We start from the raw sequence: 22,039 nt of genomic DNA on the forward strand, positions 1-22,039 counted from the left end.
TTCAGCTCGCGTTGAATTTAGAGTTTACTTTTCCCGGTGTTATCCAGAGCAGCACTGGCCGCGCTGGTAACACCTTCAAGGATTTCCCACTGAGCACCGATGGTGTTGCGCAGGCGCATCCATTGGGCATAAAGAGAGTCGTCCACCGGCCAGTGTTGATGTACCAGTGACTGGTAGTGGGACAGCGCAGCGGCCGCGCAATTTTCCATGGAATAGCGCTCGGCGGTTTGTCGGGCACTTCGGCAAAGTGATTGGTATTCCTCAGACGGCAGGTCGTTCACCCACTGTAAACCGGCGACCAACTCACGCTGACAGTGATTGAGAATCAAACGGCCATTAATTCGGTCATCAACGACTTCTCGGCAACCACTGGCATCCAGGGCGACAACGGGTACCCCAGCGGCCATAGCCTCCGTCAACACCATACCCTGGGTTTCGCTGGTGGAGGAAAAGCCAAATACGTTCATGGCACTGTATGCGTCTCGTTGAGCTTCCCCCTGCAAAATGCCGGTGAGATGCAGTCGTTTTTCCAGTCCCTCGTCGGCAAAGATTCGGGTTATGCGCCCCTGTAGAGGACCACTGCCAACCACCATGAAGTGTGCACATTCATTGCGCAGTGCAAATTCGACGACAGCGCGGGATAGAAACTCAAGGTTCTTTTCTTCTGCGAGCCGCCCCAGGTGCCCAATCACAAAGGCATCTTCGGGAATATCGTATCGCGCCCGTGCAGCTCGACCGTCGCCATTGCGGTAATCGTCAAGTTTGACCCCAGTGGGCACAACCTGGATCGGCGACTTGACTCCGCGTTCACGCAATAGATCTGCAACGCTTTCGCTGGGTGCAAACACCATACTGGCAAGATTGCTATAGCGGGTTGCCAGCTCAATAACGAAGCGTTTGAGAGCCTCTGAATCCGCGGGAACATAGTGGGTGTAGCGTTCATAAAGTGTGTGGTGGGTAAATATCAGAGGCAGTTCGCGGCTGCGGGCAATACGCAGTGCAGTCATGCCCAGTAAAAAGGGGTGGTGCGAGTGCACCAGGTCCGGCTCGAAAAAATCCAGGCGCTCGGTGAGCTCTCCGGAAAGTGGCAGTGCCACGGAGAAATCGCTGCCGTTAAAATTCTGAATTGCAGGGATACGTACAACGTCTTTTTCGTTGTCGATCTTCTCGGCGAACTCTGGAGCAACCACCAGTACATTGTGCCCCTGTTTTCGGTACTCCCGGCAAAACGCATCAACCGATCGCGCAACACCGCCCACATGTGGTAGGTAGGTGTTGGTGAGCATGACGATATTCACAGAGGTTCGAGCTCCATCATTTCGGTATCCGGGCCAGCGACTTCCGCCCGATAGCCAAATGCGCGCACTTCGATCGCCGGCGCTTCGCGGTGCCAATTGCCCTTCCAGGAAATACGTGGCTTCTCGCCGGGAATAATTTCAAGGGAAATAGTGCCGAAGTGTGTGGGTGCCGGGCCAAAGCGGATAGGGCGCTGTGCTGTGCCGTCGCTTAACCATTCGGGTGGTAGTCCGGAGGCAAGAATGAGTGTCTCGCCTTCTTCGCGCACAAAGCAGTTGCGCTGCATGGTAACCCACTCGGCTGCCGCCCAGGCGTGCTGTCCATCCCCCATGCAGCCGCCAAAAGAGTGCGGGTGTATCGCCTCTGGCCACTGCCCGGTAGGTGTTGCAAGCCTGGCGACATTGCGCATCAGATCAATGCAGCGCGGGTCGCCCGCGCGCAGAAGAATCTGCGCCACGTGGATAGTCAGATACGCATTGATACCGGAGTGGATCATGTCCTGGAAAAACCCGCCTGATACAAAGCAGTTTTCCAGTAGAAATTCGGCGAGGTCCAGCAGCCGGGGGTCGTCCGCATCGTACAGCTTGAGTGGGTAGCCCGCAGCGATGGAACCGATGGCGCCCGCGTCGAGGCGGCGCTTGGGAGATGCCGGCATTGCCGGCCGTCCGAGGCGCTTGGCACACCCATTTAATATCTCATCCACCGTCAACATGAAGTCGTCGGCGTGATTTTGAAATATTTCCGCGTCTTGGCGTTGGCCTTCGCGCTCGCAGATGGCAACCGCCGCCTGTTGGCCGGCAATGCCCCAGAAGTCGTCCCAGAAGTAACAGTCATTTGGGCCCAGGTGTTCCGCACTAAAGCCTGCTGGCAGCAGGCCGCCGGTTAGGCTACCGTCTTTTGCCTGGCGTTTGTTGTGAATCCAGTGGGCCCCGCGCAGGACCGGATCGAGCCACTCCGCTTTAAGTTTCGAGTTGGTAATACGGCAGTACTGGTCGATGATCCACAATGCCTCCCCATTGGAGTCCCATTCGCCATCCTGAGAGTGGAAATAGCCATTGCGTTTCTGTCTGGAAGGGAATCGCTCCAGGGCGCGCTCAGCACGCTCCAGTAAACCCGCATGCAGTAGCGACTGAATCATGAAGGCGGCATCCCGGAACCAGAACCGCTTGTACGTGTAAGGGCCGGGGTAAACATCGTGCGGGGAGTGTAGGATCAATGTGCGCACTGCGGCGTCATACATGAATTGCATCTGCGAGTCGGGCACCGTCAACGCGCAGTGTTTCTCGAGGTTATGGGCCCAGCCGGCCGGTGCATTGCCGAGGTTCAGTTTGCAGTGCTGCGGAATGGTAACCAGGGTATCCAGTGTTTCCCCCGGCTCGATTCGGAAGAGTGCGGCAGCGGTTGCCATGCCGACTTCGCACTCCGCATGGTTTTCGTTTCCTTCTTCGCGCAGATAGAGTGCGATGTCGCCTTTCTTGTAGTCGGACGCGTGGTGACGATCAACGGTGCGATCAAACAGGATGCGGTCCTTGCCGTCCACCAGCCACCGGTCCCTGCTGCTTTCAAGGGTGACTTTGTGAATGAACGCGACGCCTTCCGGATTGCACGGACGCAGGGCGACCACAAGCCAGCCACCCTTGTTATGCGTGGCTTTTAGCCGCAGGTGGCAATTGTTGGCGCGTTCATCCAGTTCCGCCCATACGCGGGCGTTGAGGTTGCATTGCTCCGAGCCAGACTCCGTCACCACTGCGACGCCGCCCTCCAGGTCGAGTTGCTGGGAGACGTCATCCCGTTGTGAGGGATACAGATTTTCACCGTCGTTTCCAATGATCCAGGTATCGATCGACCATCCATCGTAGTGGGGTGTTAGCAACCCACGGGGATCGACAATCGGCATTTCTTCACTGCCCGGAACACCGACCGCAGTCCAGTTTCGATGGCTTAGGTTGCAATGTGTGATGGAAAAAGCGCGCGGTATAAACGATATATCTGCCGGATCGAACTGGCGCTCAATCCAGTACGGCCAAACCCAGTCGAGATTGTGCTGGATGACTTTACTGTTCATCAGTGCGCGCGCATGGAAAATGACGCCAGCACGCAGTAGCTCGATTGGCTCGCTGACTTCAGACGGTTCCGCGAACCGTTGTAAGCGTGCCATTACCGCAAGTGGATCGAGGAACCCATGCGCCGTAGCGAATTTGCGTACGAAGAACCGCCAGGGAAGCCATTTCATCCAGGGCATCAAAGCTCTCCTTAATCGATTTTATGGCCGATTTTTTGATTGAGCGCGCGCCGGGCCATGCGGGTCAACCCTATGATCGCGATAACAGCGAGCAGAAACCCAAGACCGTAGAGTGTCCACTCTGTTGGTGTCCGGGCGCTACGCTCGCTACCAATACTGGCGAGGTCTGCGGCGATCGAACCCACATAGACGTTATTGACTGTGATGGGAATAACGCCGATGAAGTTCCCGATGCAGAAATCCCGGAACCGGACCGGCGTGAGTCCAAAGAAGTAATTGGACAGTTTGAACGGGAACAGGGGCACCATGCGTGTCAGCATGATCATTCGCCAACCTTCATCTCGCAGAATTTCACCCAGGTTTGGAGGTTTCACTTTGGAGAGCAGCCAGTTGGAGGCGCGCTCGCCCAGTAGGTAGCGCGATATCAGGAAGGCTATGGCGGCGCCAAGCACTGTTCCCAGCACCACATAAATCGTTCCCTTGATTACCCCAAAGACGAAGCCGGCTCCCATGGTGAAGATGACACCGGGGAAAAGACACACGATGGCAAGGGCAATTACCAGGGCAAACCAGATACCAGCTTGCCAGCCGAGCGTGTCCATCCACTGCATCAGCTCGATGAGGCGGTCGTCGAGATCAAAGTAATGGAGGATCGCGAGTACCGTGACCACGGTCACGCTACAGATTACGATCAACCAGAGAGGATTAAATTTCACGCCACTCCTATGCATGGCTGCGTAACGGGTGAATAGGGGCGCTGAACGGGTTCAGGCGTCTTTCTTTAGGTTAGACAATTGGGGGAGGGGAGTTGGGATGTTTAGGTGGATGGGGGGCGTTGCCTGCTGGCCGGGATTTGCTTCGCTCGCTGCTCATCGGGCTTCGCCCTGCGAGTTGAAACGGGGGCTCTCATCCAGGTTTGCCCCACCGCCATACGCAAAAAAGCCCGACTGTTTCCAGTCGGGCTTTTTTGCGTATGGCGGTGGGGCAGGGATTCGAACCCTGGGACCTGTTACAGTCAACGGTTTTCAAGACCGCCGCTTTCGACCACTCAGCCACCCCACCAAATTGTGCTGCGCATTATACCGAGCTGTTTTGCGGGTACAAGTGCGCAGCGAATTTTTTTAGTAACTTCAAAGGGTTAGCTGCAATTTTGATCAGCTAACCCGGTATCGGTTACATGTCTGTCCCAGCCTCGCTTAGCTCGCCTCAGCAGAATTATTGGTTTCTTCTGCACCGCGTTTTACCCGAGGGTCGTTGGCGGGGCGGGAGAGGGTGCGGGGGCTGTGCTGGATATCGGCTGGTTGCGCGGTATCCAGCGGACGCAGCTCGCCAACTTCCGGGCGCTTGGTTTCGATCTGCAGATCAACCAGGGGTTTCGGGTTGATGCGCGGGTCGTTGCTGGCGCGGGTAGGCTTGCCGGTGCTGGCCGCTTGTACGGGCTCGGGAGATTCCGTTACCTGCACTTCCGGTGCTGCTGGCGCCTCTACCACTTGTTCGGATCCGGCTTCTTCTTCCGCTTTCTCCGCTACCACTTCTGCAGTCTCTGCTTTCGGCTCCGCTTCGGTAGCGCTTTCAGGTGCGCCTTTTGCAGGCGTGTCTGATTGCGGCGCTTCTGCTTCAGTTTCGCCGCTGCGCACTGCCGCAGTTTCTACCGGAGTTTCTGCAAGGAAGTCACCTTCTGCATGGGTCTTCGGTGTTTCGGTTTTGGGCTCGGTTTCGGTTACCACTTCTTCTGCAGCAGGCTTGCTTGCTACTTCCGGTTTGGGTTCACGCTCTGCTTCAGTGGCTTTTGGCTCCGTCTGCTCGGCAATGCGCTCAGCGCCCTCTGCCCAAGGAGAGGCTTTCGGCTTCTCTTGTGCTTGCTCCTGCGGAGCTTTTGGCTCGCTGCGTTCCTGCTTCGGCTTGCGTTCCTGCGGGGCCTGATCGCGTTTGCTTTCCGTGTTGCCAGTCTTGGCTTCGGCGCGCTCTTCGCGGGCAGGGCGTTCCGCTTTGGCGGTCACTTCGCGCTGTTCACTCTCGCGTGCGCTGGATTCCGCTGCGTCGGCATTGCTTTCGCGATTGTCCTGCTGGGCCTGCTCATCGTTGCGGTTGTCACCGCCGCGACGACCGCGACGACGCGGTTGCGGTCGGCCGCGCACATTGCTCGGGCGACGCGCCGGGCGCTGCTGATCATCACCGGATTCTGCGGCTTCCGCATTCTCCAGGTTGGTGTTTTCTACGCCGGCAGAAGCGACCTGCTGATCGTTGCGACGATCACCACCGCGGCGGCGACGGCTGCGGCGCTGGCCGCCCTCGCGACCTTCGCGGTTCTGCTCGCGGTTGCTGTCACGGTTCTGATCGCGATTCTGGTCTCGACCACCGTCACGGGCAGTTTCATTGCGACGTTCGGAATCGTCATCGCGACGCTTGTCACCGCGCTTGCCGCGGGTGTCTTCCTTGCGGTCATCGCTGCGCTGGTCGTCGCGACGGTTGCCGCGACCACCGCGTCCACGTCCACGGCCACCGCGCTGGTTGCGATTGCGATCGCGCTGCTGGTAGTTCTTGCCGCGTCCCTTGGACTTCTTGTGCTTCTTGCGGTCGTCTTCGTCGTCACCGCCAAACAGGGCGGAGATGGCGCTGATCAGACGGCTGAACAGCCCGGGCTTTTCTTCGCCCTTGTCGCTCTTGGTCTTCGGCTTGGGCTTGGTAACCGGCGTCGGCGCAGGTGCGGTGTGGGCGATCTGCTGAACCGCAGGCTGGGCCACCGGGCGCAGAGGCTCGTCGTCGCTCTTGTCTGCGGATTCTTCGATGGTGCCGGCGATTTTGTACGACGTCTCCAGGGTGGTGGAATCGTCATCGCGCAGGCGCTGAACTTCGAAGTGCGGGGTTTCCAGGTCGGCATTGGGTACCACGACAACACGGGTATTGTTGCGGGACTCGATGTTGGAAATGGCCTTGCGCTTTTCATTCAGCAGGTAGGTGGCGACGTTCACCGGAGTGATTGCGCGAATTTCTGCACTGCGCTCTTTTTTCGCTTCTTCCTCGACCAGACGGAGGATGGACAGCGCCAGGGATTTGGTGCCGCGAATGGTGCCCTGACCGCTACAGCGTGGGCAGACCCGGTGTGTGGTTTCACTCAAAGACGGGCGCAGGCGCTGACGGGACATTTCCAGCAACCCGAAGCGGGATATGCGGCCAACCTGAACGCGGGCGCGGTCCATGCCAAGCGCCTTTTCCATGCGCTTTTCCACTTCGCGCTGGTTGGACTTGTTCTGCATATCGATAAAGTCGATGACTACCAGGCCACCCATATCGCGCAGGCGCAGCTGGCGAGCGATCTCGTCTGCGGCTTCCAGGTTGATGGTGCGTGCTGTTTCCTCGATATCGCCGCCCTTGGTGGCGCGAGAGGAGTTGATATCGATGGAGATCAGGGCCTCGGTGATATCTATCACGATGGAGCCGCCAGAAGGCAGTTTTACTTCTCGTTCGAAGGCGGTCTCGATCTGGCTTTCAATTTGGTAGCGATTGAATAGCGGGATATTGTCGTCGTAGAACTTTACCTTGTTGGCGTAATTCGGCATCACCTGGCGGGCAAACTCTGCGGCCAGCTGGTAGGCGCCGTTGTCATCGACGATCACTTCGCCTATGTCGTCGCGCATATAGTCGCGAATGGCACGGATGATGACGTTGCTTTCCTGGAACAGGAAGTGGGGGGCTTTGGACTCGTCCGCTTCTTTCTTGATGGCGGTCCACAGTTGCAGCAGGTAGTTCAGGTCCCACTGCAGCTCCTCACCGCTACGGCCAACGCCGGCGGTACGCACGATAATGCCCATGCCGGAAGGTACTTCCACACTGGACAGGGCATCGCGCAGATCACTGCGCTCGTCACCCTCAATGCGGCGGGAGATGCCGCCCGCACGGGGGTTGTTTGGCATCAATACCAGGTAGCGGCCGGCCAGGCTGATAAAGGTAGTAAGGGCGGCGCCTTTATTGCCGCGCTCTTCCTTATCGACCTGGACAATGACTTCCATGCCCTCTTTGACCACATCCTTGATTTTGATGCGGCCTTCGATGTCTTTGGGCTGTTTGTTGAAGTATTCGCGGGAGATTTCTTTCAGGGGCAGAAAGCCGTGGCGCTCGGCACCGTAGTCGACGAATGCGGCTTCCAGGGAGGGCTCTACGCGGGTAATTTTACCTTTATAGATGTTGGCTTTTTTCTGTTCGCGGGTGCGATTTTCGATGTCCAGGTCGTACAGCCATTGGCCGTCGACCAGTGCAACACGCAGCTCTTCTGGCTGGGTTGCGTTAATAAGCATTCTCTTCATGCGTTGGTTTTTTCCTTGCGGTTGCGCAAAGGTAAAACGCCGCTGAAGCTCGCAGGCCTTGGTGGTACCGCCGTGAAGACCCATGAGCCGGTTTTGGCCAGGTGGTCACGGCTGCCTCGTATGCTGCCCGCGCAGGGGGTGCCTCCAGATTGGGCACATCTGCCGAGTACATATCGAATTAACTCAGAATACCCCTTCTTGTTCGGGTGTATTCAGATCCTGCCAGTCCGGCCCAGCGTGATTCTTTGGGCGGGTCCTGGCTACTTGCCGAGTAGGGCAAGCATGGGTCACATCTCTTCGCTCTGGGGCCGGCTCGTGGCTGGGCCCTGGTTTTGGTCTAGTAGTTGCCGGCGGCGCAAGGATGGCATTGTGCATCACAGGCGGGGGCCGGGGGCCAGTTCGGTCGCTGGCGCGCAATCTCAGAGCGAGATATAACGAGTCGAGTTTGTTCCAAGCGCTGCGGGCAACTGCCCGTCTTACCTTCGCAATAATCCCGTATGTCGTCGGGTTTAGGTCGGCGAGAGCTTCAGGAGAGGCGCTTCTGCGCGCCCTTGGCACCGCCTTGCGACGCGCTCTCGAAGGGTCTCACCGACAGAGTTTTGTTGATAACGCGGTATTCCGCGCACCGGCCGAATTGGCGGTATTTTCTCAAGAGCGGCACCTTGGTTTTTATAGCAGAAAAACCGTGCACCGCCGAAAACCGGCCCCAATTCAGGCCGGCCGAATATACCACGGTCAATGGGGGGCATCAATCGAGGTATTGATCGTGGCGCTTCAAAAGGGGGAGGTGTGCGGCTATCATGCGCCCCATGCGAAATACCCCCTCAAAAACTTCCCCAAATAAACCCTCCCGGGCCAAAGATTCCCGCACAGATACCTCCAGCGCTTCTTCGAGTGGCGCTGGAGGTGTTGCGGGTGTTGGCGCGGGCGTCCAATTTATCACTGTGCCTGAAGAGCTGGCTGGACAGCGAATCGATAATTTCCTCCAGACGCGCCTTAAGGGTGTGCCGCGCTCGCGTGTTTATCGCATTCTCCGTAAAGGTGAAGTGCGCGTAAATAAAGGGAGGGTGAAGGCTGAGTATCGCCTGAAGGGCGGTGATCTGGTGCGGGTGCCGCCAATTCGTGTTTCCGAGGAGGCGCCACCGGCGGTCGCGGGTGAGCAGCTCCGGCGCACGCTGGAGGCGGCCATACTCTATGACAACGGCGGGCTCCTGGTTGTCAATAAGCCAGCGGGTCTTGCGGTCCACGGTGGTAGCGGCGTTCGACTCGGATTGATTGAGGCGCTGCGTCAGATGTACCCCGAGAGCCCGTTTATGGAATTGGTGCATCGCCTGGACCGGGATACCAGTGGTGCCATCCTGGTTGCGCGCAAGCGCGCCGTGCTGCTGCATGTGCAGAGTGAGCTGCGCGCCGGCAAGATGGCGAAGTCCTATCTTGCGTTAGCTGCCGGCAAATGGCCGCGGGCGCAAAAGCTTGTTGAGGCGCCGCTGCGTAAAAACACCCTCAAAAGCGGCGAGCGCATGGTGGTAGTGGACGGAGAGGGTAAGCCCTCGACGACGCGCTTCCAAGTAGAGGAGCGTTTCAATGGCGCGACCCTGGTGCGCGCCGAGCCAGTGACCGGGCGCACCCACCAGATTCGCGTGCATGCCCAGTTTGTTGGCTGCCCGCTGGCTGGGGATGTGAAGTACACCCCGGACGAGGTGAATGCCAGTTTCCGTGATCTTGGGTTGAGGCGTCTATTCCTGCATTCCGCCGGTGTGGGGTGCTCTCTGCCTGACGGTACCCGGGTGAATGTTGAAGCGCCGCTGCCGGCTGAGCTGGAGGCGGTGCTGGTTAAGCTGCGTTAGCCCGGTTTTTTGGCGATCTGATTTATTGTGAGGTGACCGCTGGTGCTGGTAATTCTCGATTGGGACGGAACCGTATGTAACTCCGAGGCGCGTATCGTGAGCTGTATGCAGCGGGCGGCCAATCGGGCGGGGCTTCCGGTTCTCGAGCCTGCGGCAATAGGAAACATTATTGGCCTGGGCTTGCCGGAGGCCATCGCGGCACTGTTCCCGGAAGCGCATAGTGAGCAGCGCACCGACCTTCGAGACTACTACGCCGATGAGTGGCTTGCGGCGCGAGGCGAGCCTTTGCCGCTATTTGACGGTGTATTGGCCACACTCGACAAGCTATTGGGTGCCGGGCATGAGCTGGCGGTTGCGACAGGTAAAAGTCGTCGGGGGCTGAGTCGGGAGTTTGAGGATCACGGGGTAGGGCATCTGTTCGTCACTAGCCGCTGCGCCGATGAAACCGCCTCCAAGCCGAACCCCACCATGTTGCGCGAAATTATTGCGGAAACGGGTGCCCCGCTGAGCGGGGCGGTCATGGTTGGCGATACGGAATACGACTTGAGGATGGCCTCGGCCATCAACATGCCGTCGATCGGCGTAAGCTACGGCGTGCATAGCCGAGAGCGGCTCCACGAATGCGGCCCGCAGCGTGTGATTGACCATTTTTCCGAGCTTCTGGAGTGGCCTCCACTGGTGGCTTGAGTGCGCGAAGTCAGCTAAGCGGGCTGATTCCATGCTGCTGAAGCAGGTCAATCAATCGAATTAATGGAAGCCCAACAAGGGAGCTTGGGTCTGATCCTTCCATTTTTTCGAATAAGGCGATCCCCAGACCTTCCGCTTTAAACGAACCTGCGCAGTCGAGTGGGTTATCCAGCTGCACGTATCGCTCGATCTTGTCCTTTCCCAGATTGCGAAAGTGCACGGAAAATTTTTCGCAGAGTGTGCTGTGTGTGCCGCTACTTGCATCGGCCAGACACAGGCCCGTGTGGAAGTTGACCGTTTGGCCGGAGCATCGCTCGAGTTGCTCGACGGCGTTGGTGGCGGTGCCGGGCTTGCCGAGCAGGACGCCATTGCATTCGGCCACCTGGTCTGAGCCGATGATCAGGGCGTCCGGGTGGTCGCCGGTCAGGGCGAGCGCTTTTTCCGTGGCCAGGCGACTCGCAAGCTCTGTGGCGGATTCGCCGGGGAATGCTTCTTCATTTATATGGGGTGCGTGGCACTCGAAGGGGAGTTGCAGCTTTTCCAGCAGTTGGCGGCGGTAGGTGGAGCTGGACGCTAGAATTAGGCGGCGCATGAGAGCTTCCTTTATTGGTGGGTTCCAAGTCTGCTTCGATCTGCCGAAACAGCGGTGTGCCGGGCATTGGGGCCGCTGAGCATGCGTTGGATGATTTGTTTTGACAAGGCTCAGGTGAGTCCATAGAATTGCGCGCTTATGTCGATACCCCCCCAAAAGACTGCCCAGGATTCAGCGCAGAAATCGGACCTGAGATCCGCGCTGCCACGCCGCATAGATGCACGCAAATTGGTGCAGCGCGGGCAACAGCTGGACGGTACCGTATCTCCGGAAGCGTTGTCGAGACTGATGGCGGCCACGGAGTCGGTTGAGGGCGATATAGCGGTCTCCCTGTCATTTGCCAGGGATCTGCAGCGCAACCAGGTGGCCACCGGTCGCCTTGCGTTGACAGTCGGCTTACTTTGCCAGCGTTGCTTGCAACCGGTAAGTGAATCGATAGAAGCAGAAATCGCCTTGGGGTTTGTGTGGTCGGAAGAGCAGGGTAATTCACTACCCAAGTCTCTGGACCCGGTGATACAGGAAGGTGATGAGCTGGACCTGTATCAGGTATTGGAAGATGAGATTTTGCTCAACCTGCCCATGGTGGCTTATCACGACTGGGACTGCGTCGCACAAGAGGCATTCCAGAGTCGTAGTGAGGAGCCGGAAGCAGAAGAGCAACGAGAAAATCCCTTTAAAGTACTGGAACAGTTGAAGGGTTCGTCAAACAAGTCGTAAGAGTTGTTTGAAGGGTTTGGGCTCGCCGGTAGGCGCCCCGGTTCCGGTGTTAACTGTTAAGTATGTTTAGGAGCACCAAATGGCTGTTCAGCAGAACAAAAAAACCCGTTCCCGTCGCGGCATGCGTCGCTCTCACGACGCTCTGAGCGGACCAACTCTGTCCGTAGATCCGACTACTGGTGAAAAGCACCACCGTCATCACGTGACCAAAGACGGTTTCTACCGCGGTCGTAAAGTGATCGATGTTGGTGGCTCTTCCGAAGAAGAGTAAGTTTTGTCCAGCCAATTTCGATTGGCCGTGGATGCGATGGGCGGGGACTTAGGTCCCCGCTCTGTCGTTCCGGCCTGCTCAAGGTTTCTTATCCGCTATCCCCGGGCAGAACTCAAACTGTTCGGTCCTCGCTCTGAACTTCAGTCCCTCCTGATCAAAGAACCGCCATCCGTGCGTGAGCGCCTGGAGGTGGTGGATTGCGTCCAGGTGATAACCCAAGGCTGCAACCCGGTACAGGCATTACGTCACAAGCGCGAATCCTCAATGGCCAAGGCGCTGCAATCGGTTTCCACCGGAGAATCCGGTGCTATGGTGACCTCCGGGAATACCGGTGCACTGCTGGCTTTGGGGCGGAGTATTCTCGGTACAGTGGAAGGTGTGAGACGCCCAGCCCTCGGCAAGTCGCTGCCCACCGCGGATGGTTCGTGCTTTTTGCTGGACCTTGGTGCAAATATTGATTGCAGTGCTGAAGATCTACTGCAGTTCGCCCGGATGGGTGTTGAGGCGCAGCGCGTTTTTTCTGGGAAAGAGGCGCTTTCCGTAGCGCTGCTGAACATCGGCGCCGAGGAGCACAAGGGGACAGAAGAGATTCGTCGTGCCGGTCAGTTGCTGCAGGCTGACCCTGCGATTAACTATGTGGGGTTTGTTGAGGGGCACGATATTTTTACCGGCGTGGTAGATGTGGTGGTCTGTAACGGCCTGATGGGCAATGTGGCGATGAAATCCGCTGAAGGAGTTATTCGACTAATTGGTCAGAAGTCGTTCACGATTGACAATAAGGCGCCGATCAAGCGTTTTTTTGGCCAATTAGCCATAAATTTGTTGCGAAAATGGCGGTCACAGCTGGAGCCTGGTCGCTATAATGGCGCCAGCTTTTTAGGGCTGGAAGGCAACGTCATCAAAAGTCATGGCGGTGCCAGCAGTGAGGCGTTTTACCGCGCAATGTTGACCGCAAAAGAGTGTGCCGATTCAGACCTGGCACATTTGGTCGGAAGGGCCATGGCATACCAGGCCCAGCGTCAAAGCGGGTGTAATTAACACGTGAAAGAGCGCGTTGGTATTTCGGCCTAAGCGTCGGCGCCAACTGCACAGCCTCCCTGGAATTCAATCATTTGGTTAAAGGATGTTCCATGACCAATCCAGTTTTGGCGTTCGTATTCCCTGGCCAGGGCTCCCAGCAGATCGGTATGCTGGCTGATGCCGCCCAGGCTTTCCCCGAGGTCGCCGCGACCTTTTCTGAAGCTTCCTCTGTACTTGGTTACGATCTCTGGGATCTTTGCCAGAACGGCAGTCAGGAAGAAATCAACCAGACCGAAAGAACACAGCCTTTGCTCCTGACGTCCAGTGTTGCTCTGTATCGCGCATGGCAATCGCAGGGCGGTCCGGTACCGGCGATCATGGCCGGTCACAGCCTTGGTGAATGGTCGGCACTGGTGTGTTCCGGTGTCTTGGCATTCGAAGACGGTGTGCGCCTGGTGCGTGAGCGCGGGCGCTTGATGCAGGAAGCCGTTCCGGCCGGAGAGGGCGCCATGGCTGCAGTCATCGGCCTCGAGGATCAGGCGGTTGAGGCGGCGTGTACTGAGTCGGCGCAAGGCGCGGTGGTGTCCGCTGTGAACTATAACTCTCCCGGGCAGGTTGTCATTGCCGGTAGTGCCGCAGCTGTGGAGCGCGCGATTGAGGCCTGTAAATCCGCTGGGGCCAAGCGGGCTCTTCCCCTTCCGGTGAGCGCCCCTTTTCATACCGAGTTGATGCGCCCGGCCGCAGAAAAACTCGCGCCGCAAATTGAAGCGACAGTATTTAACGCGCCGGAAATTCCCGTAGTTCACAATGTGCACGCGAAATCAGAGCGTGATCCGGCGGCGATCAAAGCATTGATGGTCGAGCAGATCTACAGCCCGGTTCGCTGGACGGCGTGCGTGCAGTCAATGGCCGCATCTGGTATCCAGCAGTTGGTAGAGTGTGGCCCTGGTAAAGTGCTCGCCGGACTGGCCAAGCGTATCGACCGAAACCTGAGCGCGCTCAATATCGAAAAGCCAGAGCAGTTATCGGAAGCGGCAAAAACAACCGCACCGTAATCGTTACCGATAAAATTAGACAAAATGGACGAGACACCTTATTGCAGTTGCATTTGGCTGCTGTAGTAGGTGATCGGGAGAAACTATGACAATTTCAACTTCGCTGGAAGGAAAGGTTGCACTGGTTACTGGCGCAAGTCGCGGCATTGGTGCAGCGATTGCCGACTTGCTGGGCGCACAGGGTGCTATCGTCATTGGTACCGCCACCAGTGCCTCCGGTGCTGAAAAAATTTCTGCGCGTTTTGCGGAAAAAGGTATCAAGGGTGCCGGCAAAGAACTGAACGTCACTAGCGTGGAAAGCATCGCGGAAGTATTGGAGGCGGTGAAAGGCGAGTTTGGCGCGCCGACCATTCTGGTGAACAACGCCGGTATTACCAAAGACAACCTGCTGATGCGCATGAAAGACGATGAGTGGGAAGATGTCCTGAACACCAACCTGACTGCCGTCTATCGTGTGAGCAAAGCGTGTCTGCGCGATATGACCAAAGCGCGCTGGGGGCGAATCATCAATATCAGCTCCGTGGTTGGCAGCATGGGTAATGCGGGCCAGAGCAACTACGCTGCAACCAAGGCCGGTGTTGGTGGCTTTGCTCGGGCGCTGGCAGCGGAAGTCGGATCGCGAGGTATTACTGTTAATACTGTCGCTCCAGGTTTTATCGATACCGATATGACCAAAGTTCTGCCTGAAGCGCAGCGTGAAGCGCTACTGGGCAAAATTCCTCTGGGTCGCCTGGGCGCGCCAGAAGAGATCGCATCGGTTGTCGCATTTTTGGCCAGTGATGCTGGTGGCTATGTGACCGGGGAGACCATTCATGTGAATGGCGGCATGTATATGGGTTGATTTTCTCTCGAGAAAATCGCTGTAACTAATTGATTGGTAAAGAAAAATTTATCATTCAACGGTTGCTGGGAGGCGGTGCATTACATCCCGAAAAAATCAGGGTACAATGCCGCCTCGCATTAACCACAAGCTGTGTTAGCCGGTTACTGATTCGCCAATAATGGCGTGCAAATTTTATACAGTGACCAAAACAGATTTTTATCCACTAGGAGTTAAATTGAATCATGAGCAGCATTGAAGAGCGCGTAAAAAAGATCGTTGCTGAACAACTGGGCGTGAAGGAAGAAGATGTAAAACCTGAAGCATCCTTTGTTGAAGATCTGGGCGCTGACTCCCTCGACACAGTTGAGCTGGTAATGGCTTTGGAAGAGGAATTCGAAACTGAAATTCCTGACGAAGAAGCAGAGAAAATCACCACTGTTCAGCTGGCCATCGATTACATCAACCAGAACCTGGGTTGATTCCTGCTGGATAGCGTTAGTAAAAGGTACGCATTGCCTTTTGCTCGTACTGTCTTAACAAGAGTGTTTAGGCAGTACTGAAAGCATCGCGAGAGCCGTTCTATGTTGCATAGCGCGGCTCTCCGTTTATTTGCATATTGATAAAAAATGCATATTGATAAACAAGCGACCGACAACAGCATTCTCGTTGTGGCGCAGTAGATTTATTTCGGGGGAGGCACAAGTGTCTAAAAGAAGAGTCGTTATCACCGGTATGGGCGTAGTCAGCCCGCTCGGCAACACACTTGAGGATACCTGGTCCGCTTTGTTGGCTGGCACCAGCGGTGTCGTGCCGATTGAGACTTTTGATGTTTCTGCATTCACCACCCGCTTTGCGGCAACCGTCAAAAATTTTGATCCCGAACCCCATGTTGCGCAAAAAGAAGCGCGCAAGATGGACGTATTTCTGCAGTACGGCATGAGTGCCAGTATCCAGGCCATGGAAGACAGCGGCCTGGAAGTCACTGATGAAATTGCACCGCGTGTTGGCGCCTGTATCGGTTCCGGAATGGGCGGCATTGCGGCCATCGAAAACAATGCCATGCTGATTGCGGAGAAGGGCCCGCGTCGGGTTTCTCCGTTCTTCGTGCCTGGTGCCATCATCAATATGGTGTCCGGCAATCTGTCGATTAAATACGGTATGAAAGGCCCGAATCTTTCTACCACCACTGCCTGTACCACTGGTACCCATGCAATTGGCCTTGGTCTGCGCACTATCCAGTATGGCGACGCCGATGTGATGGTTTGCGGCGGTGCGGAAATGGTCACCACCCCGGTTGGCTTGGGTGGGTTTTGTGCGGCGCGCGCCCTGTCCACGCGCAATGATGACCCCCAGGCGGCCAGTCGCCCATGGGACCAAGACCGTGATGGGTTTGTATTAGGGGAGGGAGCCGGTGTGCTGGTACTGGAAGAGTACGAGCACGCGAAAGCCCGTGGAGCAAAAATATACGCCGAGCTGAGTGGCTTCGGCATGAGTGGCGATGCGCATCATATGACATCACCTCCGGAAGATGGTGCTGGTGCAGCATTGTCTATGGCGAACGCATTGAAAGATGCGGGTATGGAGGCGTCCGCGATCCAATATATCAATGCCCATGGCACTTCCACACCGTTAGGTGATAAAGCGGAGATTGCTGCGGTTCGTTCGGTATTCAGCGATTGTTTGGACACGCTTGCGGTCAGCTCCACCAAGTCTATGACCGGCCACCTGTTGGGCGCGGCTGGTGCCATTGAAGCGATCTTTTCTGTGAAGTCCCTACAAAATCAGGTAGCTCCCCCGACCATCAATCTCGACAATGTTGACGAAGCCTGTGTCGGCGTAAATCTGGTACCCCATAAAGCCCAGGAAATGAAAATCGACGCGGTCTTGTCCAATTCATTTGGGTTTGGTGGTACCAATGGCTCGCTGATCTTTCAGCGTGTTTAACTGACTGCACTGGTGAGTGCCCGGCAGATTGTGCAATCGTCGGGCTGTCGCCAACACTTTATATCCGTGACGGATACACTCTCTCTTTACTACTCTGCCAGCGGTGAGCAGCAGGCCGTCGTTCCCGATAGTGCGTTTGAATATGGGCTATTGGAGACTATGCGTGCGGACCGCGGGTCTATCCCTCTGTTGCAATTACACATTGAGAGGCTCACGCGCAGCGCGAATCTCGCGCGCAATACCCAGTGCAGGATCGCCGAGTCCTTGGGCGCGGTTGCCGCCCGTACACAACACTGGGCTCACGGTGCTCGCCTGCGCTTGCGTTACGGAAGTGTGTCCACCGATACCGTGTTGTCTCCGCATTGGGATATCAGTGCATTCCCGCTGGAAGTTCCGTCACCCTGGGACAATGGTGTGTTACTCGGACCCTGCGACACTCGTTTGAGCGAGGCGGATACCCGCTCACCTTTCAGTGATTCCGATGCCAATTCGTGCATAGGTTCTGTGCAATCCGATCACATGGGTTGTAAATTGCTCGATCGAAAAACCTACGATCTGGCGGCGAATGAATGGCGCTTTCCCGCCTTCTGTAGTGCCGGTGGCCCCCTGCTGGAGCCATTGCTCTGCGACCCGGATGGCTTTGCCATCGAGGCGTCCCGCAGTAACTTGCTTATCCTGCGTGATGGGTGCTGGCGCACCCCGAACCTTGGACGGTTTGGAGTGCGGGGCGTAATGCTTCGCTGGCTGGCTGGTCAGGTGGAAATCGGCGATGATGACATTTCACTTTCGGAGTTACAGGTGGCAGACGAGCTCGCAGTCTGCAATAGCGTCCGAGGAGTGGTACCGGCGCGACTGCTATCGGTGCACCGGTCACCGAGTGGTATGTCGGTGACACCAAATGAGAGCATTCCGGTAATGCCCGGGCCGGCCGTATCGGCATTGCAGCAAAGAATTTCGGAAAAGTTATGGTAGCGAAGAAAAAGCGCAGTAAGAATGCTTCCACAAAGTCGTCAAAACGCCAGCCATCGGGTATCGGGCTGTTATCAAAAGCTCTGCGCGTTTTTCTTGTGCTGGTGGTGGTTGGTGTCTTCGCTGGCGGCGCGGCATTCTGGTTCACTCAAAATGCGCTGGTTGAGCCCCTGGACGTCCCGCTGGATGGTTTGCGTATCGACGTTGAGTCCGGCAGCAACCTTTCCCGCGTAGTACACGAGCTTGCGAGCCAGGATGTGGTGCGTTATCCGCGTCTGGTACTTGCGTACGCGCGAGTGAAGAAACTGGGACATATACACCCCGGGGAGTATCTGATTCCTGCGGGAAGTAATGCCATGGATCTGGTGGCACGGATGAACCGCGGGGATGTCACCCGCTATCGTCTTACGATAGTTGAGGGGTGGACATTTGCCCAAGCCCTGGACCTGGTGCGTGGGTCAAACAAAATAAAGCCTACAGAGAGCGCCGCAACCGTCGCGGCGGCAGCGCAGGCACTGGGTATCGAGGGCAACCCAGAGGGGTTGATTTTCCCGGATACGTATATTTATCGGTCGGGTACCACCGACCTGGATCTCCTGCGACAAGCTCATCAGCGTATGAACCGTGTACTCGCTGAAGAGTGGGAAAAGCGCGCGAGTGATTTACCTTACGACCGCGCCTACGATGCACTGATAATGGCCTCCATTGTGGAAAAAGAAACCGGAGTGCCCTGGGAACGCGACGAAATTGCCGGGGTTTTTGTCCGGCGACTGAATAAAGGGATGCGTCTACAGACAGACCCCACCGTAATTTATGGAATGGGTGAAAATTACGCGGGCAATTTACGCCGTGCCGATCTGCGTGAGGCTACGCCCTACAATACCTATGTCATCAAGGGCATGCCGCCCACACCGATTGCTCTGCCGGGGCGCGAAGCCATCCATGCCGCCCTGCACCCAAAGGAGGGGCAATCCCTTTACTTTGTTGCTAAGGGCGACGGCTCGCATAAGTTCTCCGAGACCCTGACCGAGCACAACCGCGCGGTGCGCCAATATCAGCTGAAGCGTCGGTCTGACTACCGTTCAAGTCCCGCGGATGTAAAACAGAATTAAAATTTGCCGTTATTGAAGACCGGTATACATATGCAAGATTTACCCCAGGGAAAATTCATCACGCTGGAAGGCGGAGAGGGGGTGGGGAAGTCCACCAATCTCCGGTTTATTACCCAGTGGCTGGATAAGCAGGGTATTCCCTATGTTCAAACGCGAGAGCCGGGCGGCACGCCAATGGCCGAGCAACTCAGGCAACTCCTGCTGGAAAAGCGTGATGAGGCAGTGGATCCCACCGCAGAGTTACTCATGGTTTTTGCCGCGCGCGCCCAGCACCTGAATCAAGTGATTAAGCCAGCGCTTGCCGCTGGGAAATGGGTGGTCTGTGATCGATTTACCGACGCGACTTACGCCTACCAGGGGGGCGGTCGGGGACTGGATTGGGCGCTGATTGCCCAGCTTGAGCAAATGGTACAAGGGAACCTGCGACCCCACTGCGTGCTTCTACTGGATGTTGCCCCTGAGATCGGTCTACAGCGCGCCGCAAGCACAGGGGAGGCGGACCGCTTCGAGAGCGAACAGATCGACTTTTTCAGGAAGGTACGTGCCGCTTACCGCCGGCGTGCGGACAATGCTCCAGACCGCTATCGAATCATAGATGCTTCAGTCCCGCTGGAAGCCGTGCAAGAGAGCCTGGCATCTGCGCTGCAGCAAATTGCGGGTGATTCATGAGCACTCAAGGTGACCAGCGGAAAACCCCAGAGCAGCCGCTTATTCCGTCACCGCTGCCCTGGCAGGCGGCCCAATGGCAGCGCCTTGGGGCTCAATGGATTGCGGGCCGTTGCCCACACGCATTACTGATCAGTGGTCAGGCGGGTCTTGGGAAACGGCGTTTTGCTGAAGCGTTTACCGCGTTACTTTTATGCGACCAGCCACGTCATGGGCTGGCGTGTGGCGAGTGTCGAGGCTGCCAGCTGCGTGTGGCTGGATCACACCCGGATTTCACTCAGGTCGTACCAGAAAAGGAACAGGGGCCGCTGAAGGTGGAGCAGATTCGCGAGCTGGGTGAATTTGTTGGTCGTACCAGCGGTCGCGAAGGTGCCCGGGTCGTGTTGTTGGCACCGGCGGAAGCCATGAATATCAATGCCGCCAATGCGTTGCTAAAAAATCTGGAAGAGCCCAGTGGTTCCGTTATCTTTCTATTGATCACCGATCACCCTTCAGGACTACTGCCGACAATCCGAAGCCGCTGTCAGACCATTGCATTTCCGGTGCCCCCCCAGCAATCCGCTCTTCGCTGGATGCAGGAGAGTGGTATTGAGGGTGAGGAGGCAGGTACCGCACTCGACCTCGCTGGTGGTGCGCCGTTACTTGCAGTCAGGTTGATGGAGCCGGAATCTCAGGAGGTCCGACAGCAGTTTTTCGCCGACCTGGCCACGCTTACTCGCGGTGATGAGAGCCCCGTCACCCTTGCAGGTAAGTGGGAAAATCCGGGAGAGGGCGCTGATCTGAATTTGCTGCTGCAATTCTGGCAAAGCTGGTTGGCACTGATGCTGAAATCCCGCAGTGTCGACCGGATTGCTGATACAAACATAATGGCACTCCTGCAGCGGTTACCAGGCACTGGTCCGGAGAGTCTAAGGCCGGTGTTTGTGTTCTACGACCACCTGCTCAAGGCAAGAGCGTTGCTTTCCGGCAACAGCAATCCGAACAAGCGACTTCTTTTGGAGGAGCTGCTGATTCGCTGGTCAGCACTGTTTCGCTAGCGTCGGAAGGTGCCAAGCGCACAGCCGGTGTGGACAGGTTACTGGCCATCGGGGTAAGTTAAGGCGACAATTCAGTATCCGTCGATTGCTTGAGTCGCACTCAATAGCCGAATCGGCGATCAAATAACAACCAAAGGTCATGTCGGAATAGAGATCGGCGGATGCGCCGGGCTCGTTGGATGACTAATACGGGGTCAACTATGAAAGGTATGGGGGGCGGTGCCCGCAACGGTATTCTGTCGCTGAAAATCCAGGACAAATCCGTGTTGTACGCAGCTTATATGCCGTTTGTGAAAAATGGTGGCCTTTTTATCAATACTGATAAGTCTTATAACCTGGGAGATGAAGTCTTTCTGTTACTCAGCCTGATGGATGAACCCGAGAAATTGCCGGTAGCCGGTAAAGTCGTGTGGATCACACCGGGTGGAGCCCAGGGGAACCGCACCCCGGGGATCGGTATCCAGTTCAGCGACAAAGAAAATATGGCCCAGGGTAAGATCGAAACTCTGCTGGCGGGCTCGCTCGAGTCCAGCCGTCCGACACATACGCTGTAAACGTCCATTCCAGTGTGGCGGAAGTCCACTCTTCCGCCCGGGCTCCATGCCGCAGCGCGCGCATTATGGGGCCGATCTGTATAATTCCCCGCTCGCACACATTCCGAAAGGCAGAGATTGATGCTGGTAGATTCTCACTGTCACCTGGACAGGCTAAAACTCGATAAATTCGACGGAGACCTGGATGATGTCCTGGCGCTTGCGCGGAGCCGCGGTGTCGGAAAATTCCTGTGTGTCGGTATCAGCCTGGAGAATGTCGATCAGGTGGTTTCCATCGCTGCGAAATACCCAGACGTAGTGTGCTCGGTGGGTGTACACCCGCTGGACGTGGAGTCCGGGCTGGCCGACGTCGACAAGCTGAAAATGCTGTCTGCAAAAGCGAAGGTTGTTGCTCTGGGTGAGACAGGTCTCGATTACTACTACAGCACCGAGACCAAAGAGGTACAGCAACAGAGCTTCATCGCTCACCTTGAGGCCGCCGGGGAAGTGGGGTTGCCGGTGATCGTGCATACCCGCGATGCCCGGCAGGACACCATTAATCTGATCAGGGCCCACGGCAGTCGCGAACACGCCGGTGTTCTGCACTGTTTTACCGAATCCTGGGAAATGGCGAAGCAGGCCCTGGATCTCAATTACTACATTTCCCTGTCGGGTATCGTGACCTTCAAGAACGCAGAAGCGTTGCGCGACGTCGCGAAGCAGGTACCCCTGGATCGCCTGCTGGTGGAAACCGATTCACCTTACCTGGCGCCGGTACCATACCGGGGCAAGCCAAACATTCCGGCTTATGTACGCGAAGTGGCTGAATTTATTGCTGACCTGCGCGGGCTCACCTATGAAGAGCTGGCCGAAGCGACCACCGCGAACTTCCATCGTCTATTCCCCCGCGCGGTCTGAAGCCAG

Annotated in this window: 20 protein-coding genes and 1 tRNA gene; 15 read left to right on the forward strand and 6 right to left on the reverse strand. The window is 56.7% G+C overall.

Annotated elements, in window-relative coordinates:
• Window positions 1-17: 17 nt before the first annotated feature.
• The 5 genes from AU11_RS02180 to rne all read right to left on the reverse strand — a co-directional run bounded on the left by AU11_RS02180 (window position 18) and on the right by rne (window position 7,842).
• Complete coding sequence (locus tag AU11_RS02180) at window positions 18-1,298, reverse strand: glycosyltransferase (protein WP_043316100.1); 1,281 nt, start codon at window positions 1,296-1,298, stop codon at window positions 18-20.
• Window positions 1,295-3,538, reverse strand: coding sequence for a hypothetical protein (locus AU11_RS02185; RefSeq protein WP_043316102.1), 2,244 nt, complete (start codon window positions 3,536-3,538; stop codon window positions 1,295-1,297). Before AU11_RS02185 ends, AU11_RS02180 begins: the two co-directional genes overlap by 4 nt.
• An 11-nt stretch (window positions 3,539-3,549) precedes the next feature.
• Entirely contained in the window at window positions 3,550-4,254 is a 705-nt protein-coding gene (locus AU11_RS02190) for a TVP38/TMEM64 family protein (RefSeq protein ID WP_231491466.1), read from the reverse strand.
• 258 nt (window positions 4,255-4,512) lie between these two features.
• Window positions 4,513-4,600: transfer RNA gene (locus AU11_RS02195), tRNA-Ser, on the reverse strand.
• 134 nt (window positions 4,601-4,734) lie between these two features.
• Window positions 4,735-7,842 (reverse strand): ribonuclease E, encoded by a 3,108-nt coding sequence (gene rne, locus AU11_RS02200; protein ID WP_043317927.1) that lies wholly within the window; start codon window positions 7,840-7,842, stop codon window positions 4,735-4,737.
• A gap of 938 nt (window positions 7,843-8,780) precedes the next feature.
• Between rne and rluC the strand changes: the two genes are divergently transcribed.
• Entirely contained in the window at window positions 8,781-9,689 is a 909-nt protein-coding gene (gene rluC / locus AU11_RS02205) for a 23S rRNA pseudouridine(955/2504/2580) synthase RluC (RefSeq protein ID WP_051687045.1), read from the forward strand.
• A 42-nt stretch (window positions 9,690-9,731) separates the two neighbouring features.
• Window positions 9,732-10,376 carry an HAD-IA family hydrolase gene (locus AU11_RS02210; RefSeq protein WP_043316106.1) on the forward strand — a complete coding sequence of 215 codons (645 nt, stop codon included), beginning with the start codon at window positions 9,732-9,734 and terminating at the stop codon, window positions 10,374-10,376.
• Between the two features lie 10 nt (window positions 10,377-10,386).
• Here AU11_RS02210 and AU11_RS02215 read toward each other — a convergent pair whose 3' ends face one another.
• Window positions 10,387-10,968, reverse strand: coding sequence for a nucleoside triphosphate pyrophosphatase (locus AU11_RS02215; RefSeq protein WP_043316108.1), 582 nt, complete (start codon window positions 10,966-10,968; stop codon window positions 10,387-10,389).
• A 138-nt stretch (window positions 10,969-11,106) separates the two neighbouring features.
• On the opposite strand from AU11_RS02215, the gene AU11_RS02220 reads away from it, so the two are divergent.
• From AU11_RS02220 to AU11_RS02280, 13 genes are all read left to right on the forward strand, one after another.
• On the forward strand, window positions 11,107-11,685 hold the full coding sequence (locus AU11_RS02220) for a YceD family protein (RefSeq protein WP_051686874.1): 579 nt from the start codon (window positions 11,107-11,109) through the stop codon (window positions 11,683-11,685).
• Between the two features lie 79 nt (window positions 11,686-11,764).
• Window positions 11,765-11,956: a 50S ribosomal protein L32 gene (gene rpmF / locus AU11_RS02225; RefSeq protein WP_043316110.1), complete on the forward strand. Its 192-nt coding sequence runs from the start codon at window positions 11,765-11,767 to the stop codon at window positions 11,954-11,956.
• A gap of 3 nt (window positions 11,957-11,959) precedes the next feature.
• The gene (gene plsX / locus AU11_RS02230; RefSeq protein ID WP_081847882.1) at window positions 11,960-12,994 is read left to right on the forward strand and encodes a phosphate acyltransferase PlsX; all 1,035 of its coding nucleotides are present in this window, start codon (window positions 11,960-11,962) and stop codon (window positions 12,992-12,994) included.
• Window positions 12,995-13,086: 92 nt separating this feature from the next.
• Window positions 13,087-14,031 carry an ACP S-malonyltransferase gene (gene fabD / locus AU11_RS02235; protein WP_043316112.1) on the forward strand — a complete coding sequence of 315 codons (945 nt, stop codon included), beginning with the start codon at window positions 13,087-13,089 and terminating at the stop codon, window positions 14,029-14,031.
• 85 nt (window positions 14,032-14,116) lie between these two features.
• Window positions 14,117-14,872 (forward strand): 3-oxoacyl-ACP reductase FabG, encoded by a 756-nt coding sequence (gene fabG / locus AU11_RS02240; protein WP_043316114.1) that lies wholly within the window; start codon window positions 14,117-14,119, stop codon window positions 14,870-14,872.
• Between the two features lie 224 nt (window positions 14,873-15,096).
• A complete protein-coding gene (acpP, locus tag AU11_RS02245) occupies window positions 15,097-15,333 on the forward strand; it encodes an acyl carrier protein (RefSeq protein WP_010130751.1) in 237 nt (78 codons plus the stop codon).
• 223 nt (window positions 15,334-15,556) lie between these two features.
• Window positions 15,557-16,798 carry a beta-ketoacyl-ACP synthase II gene (gene fabF, locus AU11_RS02250; protein WP_051686875.1) on the forward strand — a complete coding sequence of 414 codons (1,242 nt, stop codon included), beginning with the start codon at window positions 15,557-15,559 and terminating at the stop codon, window positions 16,796-16,798.
• A gap of 66 nt (window positions 16,799-16,864) precedes the next feature.
• Window positions 16,865-17,770 (forward strand): aminotransferase class IV, encoded by a 906-nt coding sequence (locus tag AU11_RS17620; RefSeq protein ID WP_051686876.1) that lies wholly within the window; start codon window positions 16,865-16,867, stop codon window positions 17,768-17,770.
• Window positions 17,764-18,879 (forward strand): endolytic transglycosylase MltG, encoded by a 1,116-nt coding sequence (gene mltG / locus AU11_RS02260; RefSeq protein WP_081847883.1) that lies wholly within the window; start codon window positions 17,764-17,766, stop codon window positions 18,877-18,879. Before AU11_RS17620 ends, mltG begins: the two co-directional genes overlap by 7 nt.
• Before the next feature lie 30 nt (window positions 18,880-18,909).
• Window positions 18,910-19,548 (forward strand): dTMP kinase, encoded by a 639-nt coding sequence (tmk, locus tag AU11_RS02265; protein WP_043316119.1) that lies wholly within the window; start codon window positions 18,910-18,912, stop codon window positions 19,546-19,548.
• Window positions 19,545-20,582 (forward strand): DNA polymerase III subunit delta', encoded by a 1,038-nt coding sequence (locus tag AU11_RS02270; RefSeq protein WP_051686877.1) that lies wholly within the window; start codon window positions 19,545-19,547, stop codon window positions 20,580-20,582. The genes tmk and AU11_RS02270 overlap by 4 nt, the downstream gene beginning before the upstream one ends.
• Window positions 20,583-20,782: 200 nt before the next feature.
• Window positions 20,783-21,136, forward strand: coding sequence for a PilZ domain-containing protein (locus AU11_RS02275; RefSeq protein ID WP_043316121.1), 354 nt, complete (start codon window positions 20,783-20,785; stop codon window positions 21,134-21,136).
• 120 nt (window positions 21,137-21,256) lie between these two features.
• Window positions 21,257-22,033 (forward strand): TatD family hydrolase, encoded by a 777-nt coding sequence (locus AU11_RS02280; RefSeq protein WP_043316123.1) that lies wholly within the window; start codon window positions 21,257-21,259, stop codon window positions 22,031-22,033.
• The last annotated feature ends 6 nt before the right edge of the window (window positions 22,034-22,039 follow it).

This window comes from Microbulbifer sp. HZ11, from assembly GCF_000708675.1.
Classification (GTDB): domain Bacteria; phylum Pseudomonadota; class Gammaproteobacteria; order Pseudomonadales; family Cellvibrionaceae; genus Microbulbifer.

What these genes read in the sequence shown, in the direction of transcription:
- fabG (WP_043316114.1), top strand. Translation starts at nt 14,117, where the DNA reads ATGACAATTTCAACTTCGCTGGAAGGAAAGGTTGCACTGGTTACTGGC.
- AU11_RS02280 (WP_043316123.1), top strand. Translation starts at nt 21,257, where the DNA reads ATGCTGGTAGATTCTCACTGTCACCTGGACAGGCTAAAACTCGATAAA.
- tmk (WP_043316119.1), top strand. Translation starts at nt 18,910, where the DNA reads ATGCAAGATTTACCCCAGGGAAAATTCATCACGCTGGAAGGCGGAGAG.
- AU11_RS02185 (WP_043316102.1), bottom strand. Translation starts at nt 3,538, where the DNA reads ATGCCCTGGATGAAATGGCTTCCCTGGCGGTTCTTCGTACGCAAATTC.
- AU11_RS02270 (WP_051686877.1), top strand. Translation starts at nt 19,545, where the DNA reads ATGAGCACTCAAGGTGACCAGCGGAAAACCCCAGAGCAGCCGCTTATT.
- AU11_RS02220 (WP_051686874.1), top strand. Translation starts at nt 11,107, where the DNA reads ATGTCGATACCCCCCCAAAAGACTGCCCAGGATTCAGCGCAGAAATCG.
- AU11_RS02215 (WP_043316108.1), bottom strand. Translation starts at nt 10,968, where the DNA reads ATGCGCCGCCTAATTCTAGCGTCCAGCTCCACCTACCGCCGCCAACTG.
- mltG (WP_081847883.1), top strand. Translation starts at nt 17,764, where the DNA reads ATGGTAGCGAAGAAAAAGCGCAGTAAGAATGCTTCCACAAAGTCGTCA.
- rpmF (WP_043316110.1), top strand. Translation starts at nt 11,765, where the DNA reads ATGGCTGTTCAGCAGAACAAAAAAACCCGTTCCCGTCGCGGCATGCGT.
- acpP (WP_010130751.1), top strand. Translation starts at nt 15,097, where the DNA reads ATGAGCAGCATTGAAGAGCGCGTAAAAAAGATCGTTGCTGAACAACTG.
- rne (WP_043317927.1), bottom strand. Translation starts at nt 7,842, where the DNA reads ATGAAGAGAATGCTTATTAACGCAACCCAGCCAGAAGAGCTGCGTGTT.
- fabD (WP_043316112.1), top strand. Translation starts at nt 13,087, where the DNA reads ATGACCAATCCAGTTTTGGCGTTCGTATTCCCTGGCCAGGGCTCCCAG.
- AU11_RS02275 (WP_043316121.1), top strand. Translation starts at nt 20,783, where the DNA reads ATGAAAGGTATGGGGGGCGGTGCCCGCAACGGTATTCTGTCGCTGAAA.